General features: G+C 55.1%; 19 protein-coding genes and 1 pseudogene. 4 read left to right on the forward strand and 16 right to left on the reverse strand.

The features are described 5' to 3' along the window. Positions 1 to 728: pseudogene (locus BG52_RS07515) on the reverse strand (hypothetical protein); the annotation flags it as partial. 1 nt (position 729) lies between these two features. Further along, entirely contained in the window at positions 730 to 1,476 is a 747-nt protein-coding gene (locus BG52_RS07520; protein ID WP_036583255.1) for a creatininase family protein, read from the reverse strand. A 132-nt stretch (positions 1,477 to 1,608) separates the two neighbouring features. Between BG52_RS07520 and yyaC the strand changes: the two genes are divergently transcribed. Further along, the gene (gene yyaC, locus BG52_RS07525; protein ID WP_051602296.1) at positions 1,609 to 2,235 is read left to right on the forward strand and encodes a spore protease YyaC; all 627 of its coding nucleotides are present in this window, start codon (positions 1,609 to 1,611) and stop codon (positions 2,233 to 2,235) included. A gap of 12 nt (positions 2,236 to 2,247) precedes the next feature. Here the strand turns inward: yyaC and BG52_RS07530 are convergent, their stop codons facing one another. The 7 genes from BG52_RS07530 to BG52_RS07555 form a co-directional block, all read right to left on the reverse strand. Further along, positions 2,248 to 3,711 (reverse strand): hypothetical protein, encoded by a 1,464-nt coding sequence (locus BG52_RS07530; protein ID WP_036583257.1) that lies wholly within the window; start codon positions 3,709 to 3,711, stop codon positions 2,248 to 2,250. Positions 3,712 to 4,233: 522 nt separating this feature from the next. Continuing rightward, the gene (locus BG52_RS07535) at positions 4,234 to 4,797 is read right to left on the reverse strand and encodes an ABC transporter permease (RefSeq protein ID WP_223298943.1); all 564 of its coding nucleotides are present in this window, start codon (positions 4,795 to 4,797) and stop codon (positions 4,234 to 4,236) included. A 331-nt stretch (positions 4,798 to 5,128) separates the two neighbouring features. Further along, positions 5,129 to 5,485, reverse strand: coding sequence for a Na-translocating system protein MpsC family protein (locus BG52_RS07540; protein ID WP_036583303.1), 357 nt, complete (start codon positions 5,483 to 5,485; stop codon positions 5,129 to 5,131). A gap of 93 nt (positions 5,486 to 5,578) precedes the next feature. Beyond that, complete coding sequence (locus BG52_RS07545; protein WP_036583259.1) at positions 5,579 to 6,910, reverse strand: hypothetical protein; 1,332 nt, start codon at positions 6,908 to 6,910, stop codon at positions 5,579 to 5,581. A 196-nt stretch (positions 6,911 to 7,106) separates the two neighbouring features. Then, positions 7,107 to 7,394, reverse strand: coding sequence for a DUF3817 domain-containing protein (locus BG52_RS07550; protein ID WP_036583261.1), 288 nt, complete (start codon positions 7,392 to 7,394; stop codon positions 7,107 to 7,109). A 45-nt stretch (positions 7,395 to 7,439) separates the two neighbouring features. Further along, positions 7,440 to 7,571: a hypothetical protein gene (locus BG52_RS16630; protein WP_263280389.1), complete on the reverse strand. Its 132-nt coding sequence runs from the start codon at positions 7,569 to 7,571 to the stop codon at positions 7,440 to 7,442. A gap of 115 nt (positions 7,572 to 7,686) precedes the next feature. Then, positions 7,687 to 8,301 (reverse strand): DedA family protein, encoded by a 615-nt coding sequence (locus BG52_RS07555; protein ID WP_036583265.1) that lies wholly within the window; start codon positions 8,299 to 8,301, stop codon positions 7,687 to 7,689. Positions 8,302 to 9,063: 762 nt separating this feature from the next. On the opposite strand from BG52_RS07555, the gene BG52_RS07560 reads away from it, so the two are divergent. Both BG52_RS07560 and BG52_RS07565 read left to right on the forward strand, forming a co-directional pair. Beyond that, on the forward strand, positions 9,064 to 9,852 hold the full coding sequence (locus BG52_RS07560; protein ID WP_051587779.1) for a 3'-5' exonuclease: 789 nt from the start codon (positions 9,064 to 9,066) through the stop codon (positions 9,850 to 9,852). 631 nt (positions 9,853 to 10,483) lie between these two features. After that, positions 10,484 to 10,717, forward strand: coding sequence for a hypothetical protein (locus BG52_RS07565; protein ID WP_036583267.1), 234 nt, complete (start codon positions 10,484 to 10,486; stop codon positions 10,715 to 10,717). Positions 10,718 to 10,857: 140 nt separating this feature from the next. Here the strand turns inward: BG52_RS07565 and BG52_RS07570 are convergent, their stop codons facing one another. Further along, positions 10,858 to 11,952: a CdaR family transcriptional regulator gene (locus tag BG52_RS07570; RefSeq protein ID WP_051587776.1), complete on the reverse strand. Its 1,095-nt coding sequence runs from the start codon at positions 11,950 to 11,952 to the stop codon at positions 10,858 to 10,860. 147 nt (positions 11,953 to 12,099) lie between these two features. Here BG52_RS07570 and BG52_RS07575 point away from each other — a divergent pair, with 147 nt between their 5' ends. Further along, positions 12,100 to 13,236 (forward strand): glycerate kinase, encoded by a 1,137-nt coding sequence (locus BG52_RS07575; protein ID WP_036583269.1) that lies wholly within the window; start codon positions 12,100 to 12,102, stop codon positions 13,234 to 13,236. A gap of 104 nt (positions 13,237 to 13,340) precedes the next feature. On the opposite strand, the gene BG52_RS07580 is transcribed toward BG52_RS07575, so the two are convergent. From BG52_RS07580 to BG52_RS07605, 6 genes are all read right to left on the reverse strand, one after another. Continuing rightward, a complete protein-coding gene (locus BG52_RS07580; protein ID WP_036583271.1) occupies positions 13,341 to 15,035 on the reverse strand; it encodes a GMC family oxidoreductase in 1,695 nt (564 codons plus the stop codon). Further along, a complete protein-coding gene (locus tag BG52_RS07585; RefSeq protein ID WP_036583273.1) occupies positions 15,032 to 15,571 on the reverse strand; it encodes a gluconate 2-dehydrogenase subunit 3 family protein in 540 nt (179 codons plus the stop codon). The genes BG52_RS07580 and BG52_RS07585 overlap by 4 nt, the downstream gene beginning before the upstream one ends. A gap of 18 nt (positions 15,572 to 15,589) precedes the next feature. Beyond that, a complete protein-coding gene (locus BG52_RS07590) occupies positions 15,590 to 16,423 on the reverse strand; it encodes a phosphoenolpyruvate hydrolase family protein (RefSeq protein WP_036583276.1) in 834 nt (277 codons plus the stop codon). Then, complete coding sequence (locus BG52_RS07595) at positions 16,416 to 17,654, reverse strand: Tm-1-like ATP-binding domain-containing protein (RefSeq protein WP_036583278.1); 1,239 nt, start codon at positions 17,652 to 17,654, stop codon at positions 16,416 to 16,418. The genes BG52_RS07590 and BG52_RS07595 overlap by 8 nt, the downstream gene beginning before the upstream one ends. Positions 17,655 to 17,680: 26 nt before the next feature. Further along, positions 17,681 to 18,103 (reverse strand): cupin domain-containing protein, encoded by a 423-nt coding sequence (locus BG52_RS07600; protein ID WP_036583280.1) that lies wholly within the window; start codon positions 18,101 to 18,103, stop codon positions 17,681 to 17,683. 4 nt (positions 18,104 to 18,107) lie between these two features. Then, positions 18,108 to 18,507: sugar phosphate isomerase/epimerase family protein (locus tag BG52_RS07605; RefSeq protein ID WP_144340762.1), on the reverse strand; the 400-nt coding region annotated here is incomplete at its 5' end.

An 18,507-nucleotide genomic window follows, 5' to 3' on the forward strand; every position in this document is an offset into this window, starting at 1 on the left:
GGCTCGAGCGCGGCCGACATTTCGGCCGCGGCCGCCGACCCGGCCCCCGCCTGCTTGCGCGTGCGTCCCGCAACCCAGACGGCTATCGTCCAGTCCAGTGCCAAGCCAAACAGGCTGAGCGGGATGACAATGGGCAAAAGCGCGCTCCAGCGTACGCCCGTCATCTCAACGACTATGCCGAGTATCGGAGACACAGGCGTCCAAATGACCGGCATGCTGTAGCCATGCGTGATGGCCCTGCTTATAAAGCGGTCGCGCTCCCGTATCGGAAACGCATCAAGCGAAGGCCGAATCGTCTGATGAACCATCGGCAGCGCGCCGAGGTTCATGAAACTGCAGAAGACGTAAGCCAAGAACGACGTCAGGGCATACAGCATGCCCGAATGGCGCACCTGCCTGCGGACCATGGCCTGTACCCTCACCGCATAGCGTCCCAGTTCGATCGGCAGCGCAATAAGCGGAATGAGCGCGAACAGGCTCAGCACGTTCATCATGTAACCGAAGCTGCGAAGCATCTCCGGAGCCGAGGCTTTATCCGCCGCGAGAAGACTAAAGCCGACGGCAAGGAACAATCCCCCAATGGTACGGACGAATTTCCCCGCTGACAAGAACACGATCACGACGATCAGGAAGCTGACTGCCGAGACCGTCCAATCCAGCGCATCGCTCGGATAGACGACCGAGCCGAGATAGGCTGCGATGGCCGCCAGATAAAGAGCCTGCTTCATGCTACAACACGTCTTTCACGGCCCTTGCAAGGCGGTCCAGCGCCGTTTCCACAATCTCCTCGCCGATCTCCCGGCTCGCTTTGGTCGCATCGCCGATACAGCCGTTGCGGGTCATTTCTTCATAATAGTAGTAGCCTTGCAGCGGATTTCCGGGCCTCAGCTTGCGCCATTTGCCCTCCTGGATGTCGCCTTTCTCCAGCTTGTCCGCCCGCACCAGGTGCGAGGCAAGATACAGCGCTTCCGAAACCTCCCGGTCGCAGCTGTGCCCGTAAAGCTTCGACTCGATCCGGCGGTCCATCACATCTTTCGCCGAAGCGGTCGTTTTGGCATAATAAAAATTCACTTCCAGCTCTCTCGTGAGCATATCCGACGCCACGCCGAGCGTGGCCTGGTTGCCGCCGTGCGCATTCAGCACAAGCACATGGCGGATGCCGTGGTGCTTTAATGATACGATCATATCGCGAAGAATCGCAATCAGCGTGGCCGGTTCAAGCGAAATCGTCCCCGGAAAATGAATATGATGCGGCGATATGCCCATATTGATCACCGGCGTTACGAGCGCCTCCGGATACAGGCGCTCCGCCAGCCTTTTGCCCATTTCCTCGGCCAGCACGGCGTCGCAGCTTTCCACCATATGCGGCCCGTGCTGCTCATGCGCACCCAGCGGAATAATAGCGATTTTAACCGTTTTGAGGGCTTGTTCGACCTCAGGCCATGTCATTTGGGTTAATAGATAGGAGGACGGCATGATTGAACTCCCTTCTTCGCTTATTGGTATATTGGAATATTGTATACCAAATTAACGAAATTGTCATAGATCCTTATGTTTTCGGCGCTGCAATCCCTGTATAATTGATATGATAAAGGAACGGCACAATACATGGAGCAAGGAGACGGCAGCATGATGCACCACAGCCACTACCTCGACAAAAGATCCGCCGGGTATTTGTCGGAAGCCCTAATCAACCATTTCCATAAAAATGAGGCGGCCTATCGCGAAATCGTCATCGTCTGCGTCGGAACCAACCGCTATACCTGGGACTCGCTCGGACCTATGGTCGGAAGCCGATTGAAGGCTTCCGGGAAACCCGGACCTGTCCGGATCTACGGCACGCTCGATCAACCGGTTCACGCCCTTAATCTGCATAAAACAATGCACCATATCACCGCCAAGCATATGGAAGCATACGTCGTCGGCGTAGACGCGTGTTTGGGCCAATTTTACAAAATCGGCACGCTGCAGCTTGTGGAGGAACCGCTTCAGCCGGGCGCGAGCCAGGGCAAACCGCTTCCTCCTGTCGGCCACATTCATTTTAAGGGAATCATCAACAACCACCGCGCGCTGAATACCAAAGTGCTGGAGCATACCAGCCTGACGTTCGTGGCCGAGATGGCTGCAGTCATGTCGGACGTGCTTGTCCGCGCTTGCCGCGAGATCACGCCCCTGCTTCTGCCTGCCGCGGCACCTGAGGCTTCCGCGCCAGATCGGTTGTCGGCCGGAAGTTAAACCTCCGTCTTTTTACCAGAAGATAATCGCCAACAAAGTGGAGACGATGAGCCCAAGCATGACTGGAATGAAGTTTTTGCGGGCAAGGTCGATCGCCGAGACGCCTGCAAAGCCCGCAACCGCCACCAGCGAGGACCAGGCGATAATCGTGCCTCCGCCGGCCCAAATCGCGCCCATCTGGCCGATTGCCGCCAGCGTCGAAGGATCCATGCCGACAGCGGGAGCCAAAGCGCCGGAGAGCGAACCGGTCAGCGGCAGTCCGGAGAAGCCGGAGCCGTCGAGGCCTGTCACGATTCCGATCAGCAGTAGGCCGAAGCCCGTCAGGAAGCTGCTGGAAGGAATGTACGATTGCACGGACGCGACGAGATCGAACAAAAATGCGGGAGCCGCAGCGCCTTCGGCAACCGACAAAATGCTTCCCGAGAAATCGGAGTTGCCGAGGAAGAAGAAGCCCGCAATCGGAATGACCGGACCCATCGCCCGAAACGCAAACACGAAGCCTTCCACCAGGTGATCGCTGATTTTGTCGAGCGCGTCCGCTTTGCCGAGCGCGATGCTTGCAAGAATCAGAAGGATAATGGCCACGCCCCCGATGAATGCCGCCCCGTCTCCGCCCTCGAAGCTGCCGAGACCCGATCCGAGCTTACTGGCAGCCATGACGATCATGATGGCCAGCATGGACAGCGGCACGGCTACCGCAAATATTTTCGACCAGCGCTGAAGAGAAGGCGCGAGCGTCTCGGTCGTTGCCGCGGCTTCCGCATAGGAAGGCTCCTGTTGCTCCGCCTTGTCCGCCGTCTTCAGAACGATCGGCTGCGGCATGCCCGAATCCCCGGCCATCGGCTCGCTGATCGATTTCTTGTTGAGCAGGTAAGCGGAGCCGATCGCCACGCCGCCCGTAATGAGCGACAGAATCATAGCTTTGTCCGCTACGGCTGCGGTCCCGATGCCGGCGCCTGTTGCGCTGAGCATCGGCGCAACCTGCATGATGTAATCGGAGGAGAGCGCCATCCCTTGTCCGGCCATCGCAATCGCCATCGCCGCGCCCATCGGCGGCAAACCCGCGCGGACGGCTGCCGGAATGAGCAGCGCCCCGATGAGCGGAACCGCGGGTGTCGGCCAGAAAAAGAGGGAGATAACGAACGTAATGCCCGCAAGGGCGAAAAATGCGATATGGCCGTTGACAATCAGCTTCTGAAGCGGCTGGATCATCCGCCGATCGGCGCCGATATCCTTCAGCGAATTCAACAAAGCCACCATGAACGTAATAATGAGGAAAATCGTGAACAGTTCCTTGGCTGCGGTCAGGTTGGCGTTGTATACCGCCTTGAAGCCGCTGATTACGTCTCCTTTATATACCCATCCGATAATAAAAGTTCCGATCAATGTCGGAATGACCACGCCCCGCCGGAAAAACATGACCAGTATGACGCTGACCGTTACCAAAGCATACAATACATGCGACATCGTAATCATCCGCTTCCCTCAACTCTCTTAAATAATTATTTTCCGCGCAGCGCAACTTATGTCACACTACCTAACGCGAGTATAACACTAAAGAGGTTTGGTATACAATATTTTTCTTTTTATTGGTTTGTTTTTGTTCATCCTCCCCGAAAACTGCATGATTACGTAATTTTAAGTAACACAAACTTAACATAATCGCACCAAGCACTGCTTATTAGCACAAACAGCTGCTTTTTTGCGCTCTATTTACACCCCCCTAACGATGTAAGCGTTTGCAAATCCTGTGAAAATATAAATTCCGCGATCTATCTCACAGGATTTATTGTATATTGTATACCATAATTCTATTTCTAGCAACCTTTATTTACAGTCAATACTAGATATCGCCCCATGGGCGCCATGGGGCACGATGGAGCTTTTCCGCAGCGGCCACGCCGGGATAAAGCTACGTTCGACGGCACAGGATAAAATTTCTCCCGGCGGACGGGACCGGTGTCGAACAGCCGCTTTGATACCGGTCCTTCCCCCGTCTTATCCCTCCAAATGATTCCGCTTCATGGCGAAGCGGCCGATAACGGTGACGATCCCGTATAAGAGGATAGAGAGAACCGCCAGCATCGCGATGCTGACCATGACCATATCCATCTGGAACACCTGGCCGCCGTAAATGATCAAATAGCCCAGACCCGCCTTGGACGACAAGAATTCGCCCATGATGACGCCGACGAGCGTCAACCCGACGTTTACCTTCAAGGCGGCGATCAGGTTCGGAACGCTCGCGGGCAGCAGCACCATCCGCAGCATTTGCAGCTTGGTCGCGCCGAACGACTCCATGACCTTCAGCTTTGTTTTGCCGATCTCCCTGAACCCCGCCTCAATCATCATGATCGTGACGATGATCGAAATGGCGACGGCCATGCCGTATATCGAATACCGGTCGCCGAGCCAGATGTAGAAGATCGGACCGAGCGCCACCTTGGGAAGGGCGTTCAGAACGACCATGTACGGCTCCAGCACTTTCGACGCGTAAGACGACCACCAGAAAAGAACGGCGATCGCCGTGCCGGCGGCCATGGAGACCACAAGGCCGACCATCGTTTCAACTCCCGTAAGCATATGAGTGGACAAAAAAACCGCCAACCATGAGCATACGAGGGCCTTCATGACCCGTATGTCATAATTAGCGGTTCAAGGCTCTCCGTTTGGGAGCTCCTCATGACCTGCCGTAAAGCTTTCAGCCGCCGGCAAGATGGATCCGAATCTCTTCCCGCGGAAGGATTCAGCACCTTAATGTCGGCCGCTATGCAAAAAATCACTTTTATGTTAAGTAATTTAACACAACTTTCACCTTCAGGCAAGTACATTTTGCAAAAAAAGAACAAAATCATCCACAATGTAACGCATTAATGTTATTTATGCGTAATATTCATCCTTCCAGCTTCTCCTTAAAAATGATGATCGTCCCCGAAATCTCCGCTTTCGGGTCATAGTCCTTAAGGACGGCGACAACGGACAGGCCGAGCGTTTGTTCAAGCTCTTCCTTCAGCCTTTTTTTGTTTTTTTCCATCAGCAGCATATCCACGCTTGCGGTCAGGCCGCGAAACTCATCGTCCAGCGTTTTCAAGGCGGGGATTCGTTTGTGGGTGGCGAAGATATACACCTTCTCGCCCAAAATGTCGATTTTCTGCGATTTGATGCCGATGCCGAAAATGTCCTGGTTGATCGAGTTGTAAATTTTGATAATCTCCTGCTTTAAAACGCCGACCGGAAGCCGGTTGTTCACCTTGATCCCCTCCCTTCCGCAAAGCATCCCATCCATAACCATCGCCGCATCATAAACCATTCACCGCGGCAGACCCTTTTCCCTTTGGCGCCGCTAATGAAATATCGTTAGAATTGTGATTCCCATCACACAGACAAGAGCCAAATACAAGCCATTGTCGCGGAATCCGATTTGTATACTGGACCTCTTCACCAACCCGCTTACGAGCAAGTTGATGGGATTGACCGGACTAAGAACGGAGGAAGCGGACCAGGCCAGCATAATCACCATCGCCAAAATTTCTTTTGTCGTGCCGAGAGCCGCCGGATCCATCTGCGTCGCAAACACGGTGACGAACACCACCTGATGAATGCCGACAAACGTAACGCAAATCATCGCAACGAGAATGAATAAAGCAAACCACAAGAAAGAAACTTGCGCGATATTCGTCATGAACTGGCTGATGCCGTCGCCGAAGCTGGTTTCCCGCAGCGATTGTCCGAAAAAACCTGCGCTGATATACATAATGATTTCGTTATCCATTATCGGAACGGCTTTATTGCGGTAGTCCGCGACAAAATTTTTCAACAGGCTCCACTGCCCGGAAACCGACACCCATGTGAGCGGAAACAAAATGGCCAGAAGGCTTACGAGAACCAGCATCGACCAATGGGTGAACGATTCGGCGGCAATCGTAACGAGCATCAAAAATACGATAATAAAGGGCAAGCGCTGCATTCTTTTTCGGTCAGCCGCCGTAATGCCGCCCTCCGATTCACGGCCCTCTTCACGCTCCCGCTTCCGGCTCCATACGCCGAACAGGAGATTGCCCGCAACCAGAAACAATATAGCCAAGCCGAAGCCGTAGCGTATATAATCCCCGATCGATACATTCAGGTACAGCAGCGTAACGCCGACGGCCGCATAATAAGGAGACCATAGGATGGTCGTGGAAAATCCGATTAGATACGCTTTCGATAAAAAGGCGGCGTTTAATCGCAGGTCCTTGAGCAAATCGTGGACGATCCGGATGGAACCAAGATTCAGAATCGGACCGAGCACGAACAGTACGGCGGTGATGCCGGCAAACATCCTCCTCGGACTGTGACGGTAGCGTTTAAGATAAGCGAGAATCGAGTCGAAAAACCCGCCCATTTTAAATGGAATTGACAACAGCGGAACGAGTACCAGCAAAGTCAGCAACGGCAGATTCGACGTAACACCCTGTGCGGCGGCTTCGATTCCCAGCCCCTTCAATGCCGTCAGCGCGATTCCGGAAACGAACATGAGCAGGCTGAAAATCCGGGGAACCGTCCTTGCCCGCGTCACGCTTCCCGCGAAGGCAATGACGGCGCAAACCGCCAGCACGAGCTGCAGCCATTCGGAGCGCACGAAATACTGGATTAAGAACAACAAGCACATACCTAAAATAAAGTTGCTTTTCACTAGGGTCGCTCCTCCGGATCGAAAAGTATGCCGCTATTTTGGCATATTGTATACCAATTATGTTGATTCTAGCGGATAACCATCTCCGCCGTCAACGCTGCGACTTCCCGGCCCATGCCAAAAGACCGCCCTCCTGCGGCAAGCGGGAGGAACGGTCTCCTTGATGTTCTTCGACTTATTCGCATGTTCCCGCACGTCATGCGTTGCGAAGCTTGCGATCCAGCCAGAACGGTCCGAACGGCACGATTGACGCCACAACGGCTACAGCCGACATGCGGAACGTTAGGCGGCGCGCGAAAAACGCATGGGCGATAACAATCAAATAGAGCACAAACAGCACGCCGTGCACCATGCCGACGACAGAAACGGCCTTATCGATTCCGGCTCCGTACTTCAGCGGCATGGCGATAAGAAGCAGGATCAGGAACGAAGCGCCTTCGAGCAGACCGACGCCGCGCACGCGTCCTACGTGGGTGTTCCACATATTGGGAATCCTCCAATACCAAGTTTCTCAAGTTTCTTAAGTTTCTTATTGACCCCGCTCATTATCATGGTCTTCCCATTTTTTCGAGTATGCCTTATTCGTAACCCAGAACGTGACCCAGCCCAGAATGATAACGATAATAACCGCTGTGACCCAAACGCCCGCCGGCACCTGCATGATTCCGCCACCCCTTCAGCCCATTTTATCATGATGCGGTCAACTCAACCGAGCGCCACGAATGCACCGGCTAGAATGCCGAGCACCGCTTGTTCCATCCCAGTACCTACGGCTATTAATGTCCCGTTTTTTTGTTTTTACGTATCAAATAGAAGATGACCGCGAGCCCGGTGATCGCGATCAACACGAACGCGATGTTCGAGTATACATCCATAAAGGACAGGATATCCTCCCAATTCTCGCCCAGGGCTGCGCCTAGCCAGACGAGCACAATGTTCCATATGAGCGTGCCGATCGTCGTGTAAATAAGAAACACCCCGAAATGCATACGCGACATCCCGGCCGGAATGGATATCAAGCTTCTGATCAGCGGAACCATCCGGCAGAACAATACGGTCCAATGCCCATATTTGTCGAACCAGGCATCCGCTTTGCGGATATCCTCCTTTTGGACGCGGAGAATATGTCCCCATCTTCCGACAATCGCTTCTAGCCGATCCACGTGAAGCGCACGGCCGATCCAGTACAGGATGATGGCGCCTAACACCGAGCCGAGGGTTGCGGCGGTAATGACGCCGGGAACCGTCAACGCCGTTTGGGTCGTCATGAAACCGCCGAATGTCAGCACCACTTCCGACGGAATCGGAGGAAATACATTTTCGAGCGCAATCATGAGCAAAATGCCGATATAGCCGTACTGCTCCATAAAATCGGTAATCCAGTTCTGCATTCTACACCTCTGAATATTTATTGTAACGCTTCGGCAGCGTCACGGTATAAACGGAGCCTTCTCCGAACGAGCCGTGTGCCTGAATACCGCCGTGATGCAGTTCAACGATTTGCCTGGGAATGTCCGGACGTTATCCGTAAAGGAGACGCTCGCTTGATCGCCGTACGCTTCCGCCGTAATCCGAATCCCCCTGCTCCGGTGTGAACTTGATGCTGTTGTTTAATAGATTGGTTCAGAACCTGGCAAAGCTTATCCTCATCCGCTTCGACCGTTACCGCCTCCAACCGGAGCTCGACTTCAATCTGCTTTGCGGACCACTGCAGCTCCAGGGCGATTACGATTCTGCGTGGTTAGATAACGGACTCGTCTCTCCTTGCTCATTTTCTTATCTTTTAACGCTTTTGTAAAGCCAATGATCGACGTGAGCGGGGACTGAAATTCATGCGATACGGACGGCCTTCTGAATTTCCGCCGCCAAGCGGTTCGTCTCGAATGTGAGAAACAAGGCATACGGCTGCGCTCTGCATGAACGGCTTGCGGTTCAATACGATATCCCCCAAGCGCGTCCTTGAGCAGTGCAAATAAAGCTGAGACTATCATAACACAGTAATATTAAGGTTTGATGAGAAAACGGACGCGCAGTTGCCGCGGTTTGCATAGCAGCCGGGCCGGTGTCCCGCTTGAGCGGACACGACCGGTTTTTACCATTGTATGATTTTTTGTTAGAATGAAAAGCATGAGCACCCGATCGGAGGCACTTTAGTGGATTACATTGTGTTGGATATAGAATTTAACGGCCGCAAATTTGCCAGCGAGCTGCCAATGGAGGTCATCGAGATCGGCGCGGTCCGGCTGGATTCTGCTCTGCAGCAGACGGATCAATTCGAAGCGTTCGTAAAACCGGTCTATTTCACCAAGCTGAACAGCTTCATCAAGAAGAAAACCGGCATTCCCCAGGAGGCGATCGACCGGGCCCACGGCTTCCCCAAGGTGATCGCCGATTTCATGACCTGGCTGGACCGCGGTCGTCCATTCCTGCTCCTCACCTGGGGCGGGGAGGACCTGAAGCGCATCGTGTATGACACCCGGATGCATAAGATGGACGATGCCTATTGGATGGCCGTCGACTATTATGATTTGTTGAAGGGATATCTGCGGTACAAAAACGTCTCGAACGACGTGAGCGTCGAGGGAGCTTTGCTCGATCTCGGGATTGAGGCCGGGGGCTCCGCTCACCGGGCATTGGACGACGCGCAGATGACGGCGGAAATTTTCCGGAGAATATTCAGCAAGCTCGACCTTGAGCGCGTGCAGCGGTTCAAAGACCTGTATACGAACGCCAAGGAACGTAAGCTGGTCAAAAACGCCATCCGAGCCCTTTTGGCGCAAAGAAAAACGCCCACATGGGAGCTGCTTGCCGAGTATGTGTTCAAGGACAAGGTAGCGCTTGAGGATCCCCGGAAGCTGGCGGAGCTTCAGGAGTATTTCGCGGCGGAATTGGAGAAGGCCCTGCAGAAAAAAGCTGCGGCGCCTCCGGCAATTGTGGACTGAAGGTTTACAGCATTGCTTTTTTGCTACCGGTGTTGCCTCTATATGAATTTCATCTGCATTTATCCGCAGAATCTGTTGGATTTGTAGCTCTGGTATGTTGAGCATTTTCATTGATATACTGAGTTTGCATCTGTCTATTCCTTTTGTTGTTTGGTTGGACTTACAACAATACAGGTTTAGCAGATGTTTTTCCATATTTTAACCGGGGCTTACCTCGTCAAGAACTGATCTTGAAGTTGAGCCAACAGTCAGACAGTAAAATACATCCAGAATACGAAGATACCCGGAGATTTCAGCACCGCAGCGCTACCGGTTTCGAGAACCGCATCGTGCAGTAGAGTCCACATCATCGAACAAACCGCGGTATTTGTGTGGCACCCGGCCACTGACCCTATCACCCTTGCGCTTATAGTTCAAGAAAAGGTTCAATCTCACCAAGGGCCAAGAATCTACAGCTTTAGCCGTGTTGAGTGTTACCAGTCATGCCGAACCAAATGTTCCATGATCGAACGAAGCTCGCCATCGTGGTCGGGAGCTCCTTGTAGCCCATTGGCCCAAATCGGTTAGGGCAAGCATCCCGCCCGAACGGATTTGCATAGGCTACATCATCAATCAAATGGAGGTTTGCCCCATGACCTATAACCCCTGGATGTATCCGTATGGCCATCAGCCCTATTCGCCTTCTCCTTATCCCCCTCATCAACCGTACTACCCCGGCATGCATCCTTACGGCGGTTGGCAGCAAGGCTGGCAGCAGAGCTGGCCGTATGGATGGCCCCCGCAAGGCTGGCATGGCGGGTATAAAAGCGGCGGCTGGCATGGCGGGCGTGAAGAGGATATCATCGACTACCGCAAAAGTAAATAGCTCCGGGCGGTGATCCGGCTATGTTCCGTTGATGTGCTTGATGCGCTCGATGTGCCTGCAAGCGAACAAGAGGCTGCCATACTGACAGCTTCGGCAACTCCAATATGACGAGAAGCCCCGTCTTGCCGAGATGCGGGCTTTTACCCGTTGCTCCATACCATCATTTGCAAAATCATCGCATCGCGAAAGCGGGCAGGGTCATACCCGGTCGTTTCCTTCACTTTCTCCAACCGGTACAGCAGCGTGTTGCGATGGATACCGAGCCTGCTTGCCGCCTCAGCCGCATTGAGGCTGCACGCAAAGAAGCTTTCAAGCGTTTCCTCCATCTTCGCATTCCAGTGGGGACGCAGCTTCCCGGCAAGCCTTTGTCTGCGCTCCACCGGTATGAAACGCACAAGCGCCTGTCCCTCCACCTCATCGAAATAAACAATCGGCTCGTCGGAAGAGCCGGCGCAGCTTAAAGCAGCCTCTCCCTCTTCATAGCTGCGCCGTATGTCGGTCCGCAGCCGGGCAGAACTTCCGACTCCGACGCAAAACGACTCCGTTTCCGTTAGCAACAGCTGCTTGAGCTTCTTAAGCTTTGCCATGACCCGATCTTCGGCCGTCTCGGAGAACAACAGCAGCAACCGCTGCGGCCGGTACGGACTAATCAGGACACGACTGCCCTCCAACAGCCGACGAACTTTAATCGGCACGCTTTCCTCGGTCCTTTGGCGGGCGGAATCCGTGAACCGTACAACGGCCATTTGATATGGCGGCTTAAGCGGATGGCGAATCGCCTCAAGTCTGGCATCGACCGATTCGAAGTCTATAGAGTCCGATTCCTTTAGAAGCTCCTCTACAATCAGATCACCTGCCATTTGCCTCCATTCATCCTGCAGCCTGGAGTAATGCTGGCGGATCAGAAGCTCGGCGGTCATATGAACCAGCTGTCCGAACGGCTCCACCTCCTCGGGATCGCCGGTTATGCCGATCGCTCCGATGACTTGCCGGCCGTAACGGATCGGCATATTGACGCCGGCCTGGGCGCCGCGCCATCTCGGCAAATCGGAAAACTGCATGGCGACCGTCTGCTCACGCTTGATGGCCGTCGCCGCCGCCTCATGATATTCCCCGACGCGTCCTGCATCACCGCTCGCCATTATCGTACCATCGACGTCGATGATATTAATATTGCGGTTTAAGCGCAGCATCGTTTCCGCTACGATCTCCTCCGCCAATTGCTTGGTGAGCATGATTACCCCCTCCGATATTATCTATTTTACACAAAAAACAACCTTCGAATAACGCTATTTTTGTTCAGTTCATATAAGGAGTCCAGGCATTGTTTCTAGTAAAATAGAAGCATCAACACTAATCGATCGGGAAAAAGGAGGAAACCCATGAAATTCGTCATTGCACCCGACTCGTTCAAGGGCACCTTGACCGCCGCGCAAGCGGGCGCGATCATTGCCCGGACAATAATGAAGGAAATGCCGGAAGCGGAAGCGACGGTGGTTCCCATGGCGGACGGCGGAGAAGGCACCGTTGACGCGCTCGTTCAGGCGACGGGCGGTACGATCGTCGAGCATCAGGCTTCGGGCCCCGAAGGTGAGCCGCGGACCGTCTATTATGGCGAGATCGGTGAGGGAATGGCCGCATCCGCCGTGCTGGAGGCGGCCAACGTTTTCGGGCTGCCGCTTCTTCCGCCGGAGCGCCGGAATCCGCTGCATACGACATCGCGCGGGTTGGGCGAGCTGATGCGCGCTCTGCTCGATAAAGGTTACAGGCAATTCGTCGTCGGGCTCGGGGGAAGCTCCACCAATGACGGCGGAATCGGGATGCTGTCTGCGTTGGGCGCGCGCTTCACGGATCGAGACGGCAATCCGCTCGAAGGGTTCGGCCGGGATTTGCCGAAGCTGACGCATGCCGATCTGACCGGCCTGGACAGCAGGCTAAAGGAAAGCCGGATGACCGTCGCCTGCGATGTGACGAACCCGCTGCTCGGGCCGCAAGGCGCCTCCCACATTTTCGGACCGCAGAAGGGCGCTTCACCCGAGCTTGTCGCACGCCTCGATGAAGGCATGGCGCGTTACGCCGCTCTGATGGAGCAGGCCCTGTCTCTGCATCTCCGCGAACGGCCGGGTGCCGGGGCGGCGGGCGGACTCGGCTTTGCATTCATGTCGATCGGCTCCGTTATGGTGCCCGGCGCCGAGGTGGTGGAGCAGTTAACCGGCTTGAAGCGGAAGATCGCCGAAGCCGACTGGGTCATAACCGGGGAAGGACGGAGCGATGAACAGACCGTCTTCGGCAAGCTGCCGTGGTCCGTCGCCGGGTGGGCCAATGATGCCGGCAAGCCCGCGATTCTGATCTCGGGCAGTCTCGGGACGAACGCCGAAGCGTTGTACGATCGCTTCGCCGCCTGCTTCTCCACCGTGCCTGGGCCGTCCACACTCGAGGCTTGCATGGAAGAGGCGGAACGCAATCTGGAGCAGTGCGCGAGGAATGTGATTCGCCTGCTTGCCAGAGCGCGGACGTAAATGCGGCAAACGGTATAAAACCTTTTCCCGAAAGCTTCTCGTTCCGGCAAAGACAATGGGCCTTCCCGCACGCCATCGAGGATGACTTACGGGAAAGCCCTATTTTACACGCGCTCCAATAAATGATCCGACGTTAAATAAGCCAGAGCAAAAATCATTTGGGTCGGATTATAGGACGGCTGGGACACGAATTGACCGCCTCCGACCGCATACAGTCCTTTGCATTCATGCACCTCGCCGTACGGGTTCGTGACCGAAGTGTTCGGGTCCAGTCCCATACGATGCGTCCCCACGTCATGCACGGTCACATGATAATTCGGGGTCGGCGAGTCCTCCCACCACTCCAGCATCCCCATCTCCTTAGCAATCTTCCGCTTGATCCGCATAAAATATTCCACCGCTTTCGCGTCGTAATCTGTCCACTCGTGAGTGATGCGCAAGGCCGGTTGCCCGAACGGGTCCTTCACGACCGGATCCAGATCCACATAATAGCAATTGGAGGGTAATGTGGAATGCTGCGAGTACATCCGGAACAGGCGCCGGAAGTTTTGACCCATCCAATCCTTGAAGCTTTTGCCCCATTTCGGCACATGCGGCGGCAAGCCGTGGATCGTCTCAATCGGCTGAAAATCCCCCGTCCATGTGTTTATCGGAGATCCCCAAAGCACGCCTTCTTCATTATCCGGAATCAGCTCCGACGTATAATCGTCGATAATGGAGCCGCCCTGCAGCGAGCCCATAAAGGAATTCGTAATTTCCGGCAGCACCCCGTTGAACCATCCGTAGTTATGCAAAATCAGATGCTTGCCGACATGGCCGTTTCCGTTAATTCCCGAGTTAAGCAGCAGCCTGGCGTTCTCGAGCGCATAGCAGGCCAGGATAACGACCTCCGCCTCCAAATCGACAATCCTGCTGTCGGCATCGTAATAGGAAACGCCCTTTACCCGGCCATCCGCCCGCTTGTTGATCCGAAATACCCGGCTGAACGGCCTGATCTCCAGATTGCCCGTTTCCTCTACGGCCGCTTTGATAAGATCGTGGGTCGACAGCTTGGAGCCGATATGGCAAGGGAAGCCATGGCAAAAGCCGCAATTGGTGCATGCCTTTCTTCCTTTATAATCGGTGGTCGCTATCGCGGTCGGCGTAGGGAATGGGTGATACCCCATCCGTTTCGCGGTATCGCAAAACAAATCGTCGACCGCTCCACGCTGGATCGGCGGCATCGGATAATCCCGGCTGCGGGACGCTTCGAACGGATTGCCGCCTTCCACTGTCGTATTGTTCACGTTGCCGGCTTTTCCAGCCACGCCCAGTTCCCATTCCACCCGGTCGAAATAAGGCTCCATCTGCCGGTAGTCGATAGGCCAATCCTCCAGCGTCGTATATTCCGGCAATGCCGACTCCGAGAAGCGTTCGGCGATCGTACTTTTCATCCGAAAATCGGCCTCGCGGAACCGGAATGCCGCCCCGCCCCAATTAAGCGTGCCCCCGCCCGTTCCCATCGAAGGTGGAATCTGGAACGGATTGCCTAATCCGAGCGTGTTGGAGGCCCAAGGCAGTACCTCGGCCTTGGTCTTCTCGTTCGGCCGCCACGTAATTGGATCCGACTTCATATGCGGAACGATCGCGCTGCGGCAGTAATAGCGGATTTCATCGAACTTGCCGAGAAAATCGGATTGCCGGTAAAAGGCCCCTTTCTCAATCGCGACCACTTTCTGCCCGCCGCGGGCAAGTTCCGTCGCGATGAGGCCGCCTGCCGCCCCCAAGCCGACGATAATCGCATCGATCCGTACGCTCATGAACGGCTCACTTCCTTCTCCGCTTCCTTATGCCGCTTCAGAAGATCGGTCACAGATAATATTTCGATTTGCCCGCTGTCGTAACCGAGCTGCATCTGCTCGCCCGTATACCCCCATTGCGCGCCGGGGAATCCGATCATCCGCCACCCGACGAAATCCCGATTGCCGCCGTATTTCGGATCACCGAACGTTCCCTCGATCGTATGCTCATGAATAACCTCGAAAAACACCCTCATATCGTCCGAATCTTCTCCGACCTGCATCCGCTCGATGCTGTGCAGCAGCTCATCCTGTTGCTCCGCCGCAAGCCGCACGTAGTCGGCTCCGTAATACCGGTTGGCCAAACGGTTGAAATCATGCAGCCGCTGCCGGTAATAGTTCTGGAGATGACTGAAATAACCCGCCAGCGCATGGTCGATATAAGTATAGGCCTGCGCCTCCATGGCTCCCGGGCTGTCCGGTTCACTTGGAATGAGGCGGCTGCAGATCGCTTGGACCAAGCCCATTTCCTCTTCATTAAAGAACATATTGGACATATGCGGCTTCCTCCCGGTTTACGAGCTGCGTAGCGTGAGCGCTTTGAACTGCTTTACATTTTCCGTAATCGCGACTTCCACCGGCAATCGTTCCATGCTGGAAGCGCCGTAGAAGCCGGCGATCCCGTTCGTTTTTTCCAACACGTATTTGACGTCATCGAGGTCGGCGATCGGACCGCCGTGACAGATGACGAGCACCTCGGGATTCACTTCCTTCGCCGCATCGCACATCGCTTGAACCGCATCAACCGCATCGTCCATCGACATCGTGCTTTTCGCCCCGATGTAACCCTTAAGCGTAGTGCCGACGTGCGCGACGATGATATCCGCTCCGGCTTCCGCCATCGCGCGCGCCTCCTCTTCATTGAAAACGTAGGGTGTCGTAAGCAGGTTCATTTCACTCGCCGTTCGGATCATTTCCACCTCGCGGTAGTAGCCCATCCCCGTCTCCTCCATGTTTTGGCGCAAGCGCCCTTCATAAAGCCCCACCGTAGGAAAATTCTGCACGCCCTTGAAGCCGTATTCGGTTTTCAGCTTTTGCAGAAATTGCGGCATTTGCCGGAACGGATCGGTGGCGCACACACCGGCCAGCACCGGTGCGCGCTTCACCACCGGAATGACCTCGCCCGCCATCTCCATCACGATCGCGTTGGCGTCGCCGTATGGCATCAAACCGGAGATGGAGCCGCGGCCCGCCATCCGGAAACGCCCCGAGTTATAAATGATAATAATGTCGGCTCCGCCGGCTTCCTCGCACACTGCCGAAATGCCGGTGCCCGCCCCTGCACCGATAATCGGTATTCCTCTGCTGACCTGATCTCTGAACCGGTCCATCATTTCCTTTTTACTCATTCGTTAACACCCCAGTCGGTTGGATTAATGCATGCATGCCATCGGCAGCCGCTTCGGCAAAATAAGGATCGTTAATATCCGTATCCATGGCAATCAGTCGGATGTGAGGCTTTAACGAATTCGCAAGGCTCTCAAACAATGCCCGATCCGCTTCTGGATCATAAAAAAACTCATTTTCCAGAGAAATGGATGACACCCCATGAAGCGGTACAAAAACCGTGACCGGTCCTTTTGCCTGATTCAACTTCTCGCCGACGATTCTGCCCAATTGCTCGCACTCCGGTTTGGATGTGCGCATTAAAGTCACATTCGGATTATGCTTGTAAAGGGTTCTGCCCTTAAATTCAGCCGGGATCGACTCCAATGGGCCGAAATTCACCATATCCATCGCGCCTAACGATACGACTTGGGGAATCCCCCGGTCACCTGCCGCTTCAAGCCTGTGCGTGCCGGCCGACAACAGGCCGCCGACCAACTCATCCGCGAGCTCCGTTGTCGTCAAGTCCAATACGCCGCTGAAAAAACCTTCCCTAACCAAGCCTTCCATCGCGCGGCCGCCCGACCCGTTCGCATGAAAGACAACGACCTCATAGCCCAATTGCTCCAAGCGGGCGCGGACACGCGTCACGCACGGCGTCGTCACGCCGAACATGGTAACCGCCACGAGCGGCTTGCCGCGCCCCGGGCTGTTCCGGAAGCCGTCGGCCGCCCGGGCCATGGCCGCAATCGCTGCCGCAGCGTTGGTCAGAATCCGCTCCGATATGGAATTAATGCCGGCAATGTCGACGATCGGGTACATCATCGTGATGTCGGATTGACCGACATAAGAGCTTGTGTCGCCCGAGGCGATCGTCGAAACCATAAGCTTCGGCACGCCGATCGGCAGCGAGCGCATCGCATGCGTGGCGATGGAGGAGCCGCCGGAGCCGCCCAGAGCCAGAATGCCGTGCAGCTTGCCTTCGGCGTACAGCCTGCGCACAAGCACCGAAGCTCCCTGTGACATCCGTTCAATGGCGAAGCCGCGGTCCTTTTGCTCGATCAGGGCTTGCAGCTCGATGTCGGCTGCCTCGGCTACCTGCTCTCTCGGGATATCCGCCTGCATCTGCGGACTATCCATGACGCCGACATCAACGGTAATAACGTGACATCCCTCCGCCACGATGAGATTTCTGACGTACTCGTACTCCTTGCCCTTCGTATCCAATGTCCCTATCAGAACGACCGTTACCATGCGTCTGCCTCCATAACGGATTGGAATTAACGCGCCGCCGGGCCGGCGGGAACGATGCGGCAATCCGGAAGCTTCCTCAATTCCCGCTCCGATCCGGCCGGCGAATAGACGACAAAAACGCGCATAGGCTCTTTGCCCGTATTCACGGTATAATGGTATCTGCTTTCCGGCACATAAATCGTGCAGCCGGCGGTTACGGCCGAAACGACCGGATTGCCGTCCTCGTCCTCCACCATCTGTTCCCCTTCACCGGCAAGTACATAAATGATTTCCTCCGCTCCGGGATGGTTGTGCCGGTCGTGGCCTCCGTCCGGCTGCATCTCCACAATGCCGGCACTGAAGCCGGAAGCTCCGTTCACCTCCGGCGAGCAAGTCACCTTGAAACTTCCCCATTTGAACGCCAGCGTCTCGACATCTTCCGACTTCACAAAAAAACGGCGGGTTTTCATCGCTTCAATCCCTTTCTACCCGATCGATCAGGGGCTGGAGATATTCGTAAGCCTGGCGGGCTACGAGATCGGGCTCGATGTCGCGGCGGTCGAAGCCGATTTCCATTGCCAGCCAGCCATCGTAATGGATATCCTTCAACGCTTGGATGACACCGACAAAATCGCCGCGTCCTTGGCCCGGCGCCAGACGGTCGTTATCCGAAAGGTGCAGATGGTGAAGGTCCTTGCCCATCGCGTAAATATAATCTGTCGACGGCTCTTTGCGGTAAAGGGCATGGAACGTGTCGAACATCACCTTGACGTTCGGCTTGTTCACTTCCCGCATCATCATCAGCGCATCGTCACAGCGGTCGACGATGTTGCTGTCGTGCGACGTCGGCTCGATCACCAGCGTTACGCCGTGA

This window comes from Paenibacillus darwinianus (assembly GCF_000598065.1).
Lineage (GTDB): Bacteria > Bacillota > Bacilli > Paenibacillales > Paenibacillaceae > Paenibacillus_I > Paenibacillus_I darwinianus.

Bases quoted from the DNA above. Each gene is read 5' to 3' on its own strand.
- BG52_RS07520 (WP_036583255.1), bottom strand. From the start codon at position 1,476: ATGCCGTCCTCCTATCTATTAACCCAAATGACATGGCCTGAGGTCGAA.
- yyaC (WP_051602296.1), top strand. From the start codon at position 1,609: ATGGAGCAAGGAGACGGCAGCATGATGCACCACAGCCACTACCTCGAC.
- BG52_RS07530 (WP_036583257.1), bottom strand. From the start codon at position 3,711: ATGATTACGATGTCGCATGTATTGTATGCTTTGGTAACGGTCAGCGTC.
- BG52_RS07535 (WP_223298943.1), bottom strand. From the start codon at position 4,797: ATGGTCGGCCTTGTGGTCTCCATGGCCGCCGGCACGGCGATCGCCGTT.
- BG52_RS07550 (WP_036583261.1), bottom strand. From the start codon at position 7,394: ATGTGGAACACCCACGTAGGACGCGTGCGCGGCGTCGGTCTGCTCGAA.
- BG52_RS16630 (WP_263280389.1), bottom strand. From the start codon at position 7,571: ATGCAGGTGCCGGCGGGCGTTTGGGTCACAGCGGTTATTATCGTTATC.
- BG52_RS07555 (WP_036583265.1), bottom strand. From the start codon at position 8,301: ATGCAGAACTGGATTACCGATTTTATGGAGCAGTACGGCTATATCGGC.
- BG52_RS07565 (WP_036583267.1), top strand. From the start codon at position 10,484: ATGACCTATAACCCCTGGATGTATCCGTATGGCCATCAGCCCTATTCG.
- BG52_RS07570 (WP_051587776.1), bottom strand. From the start codon at position 11,952: ATGCTCACCAAGCAATTGGCGGAGGAGATCGTAGCGGAAACGATGCTG.
- BG52_RS07575 (WP_036583269.1), top strand. From the start codon at position 12,100: ATGAAATTCGTCATTGCACCCGACTCGTTCAAGGGCACCTTGACCGCC.
- BG52_RS07580 (WP_036583271.1), bottom strand. From the start codon at position 15,035: ATGAGCGTACGGATCGATGCGATTATCGTCGGCTTGGGGGCGGCAGGC.
- BG52_RS07585 (WP_036583273.1), bottom strand. From the start codon at position 15,571: ATGTCCAATATGTTCTTTAATGAAGAGGAAATGGGCTTGGTCCAAGCG.
- BG52_RS07590 (WP_036583276.1), bottom strand. From the start codon at position 16,423: ATGAGTAAAAAGGAAATGATGGACCGGTTCAGAGATCAGGTCAGCAGA.
- BG52_RS07595 (WP_036583278.1), bottom strand. From the start codon at position 17,654: ATGGTAACGGTCGTTCTGATAGGGACATTGGATACGAAGGGCAAGGAG.
- BG52_RS07600 (WP_036583280.1), bottom strand. From the start codon at position 18,103: ATGAAAACCCGCCGTTTTTTTGTGAAGTCGGAAGATGTCGAGACGCTG.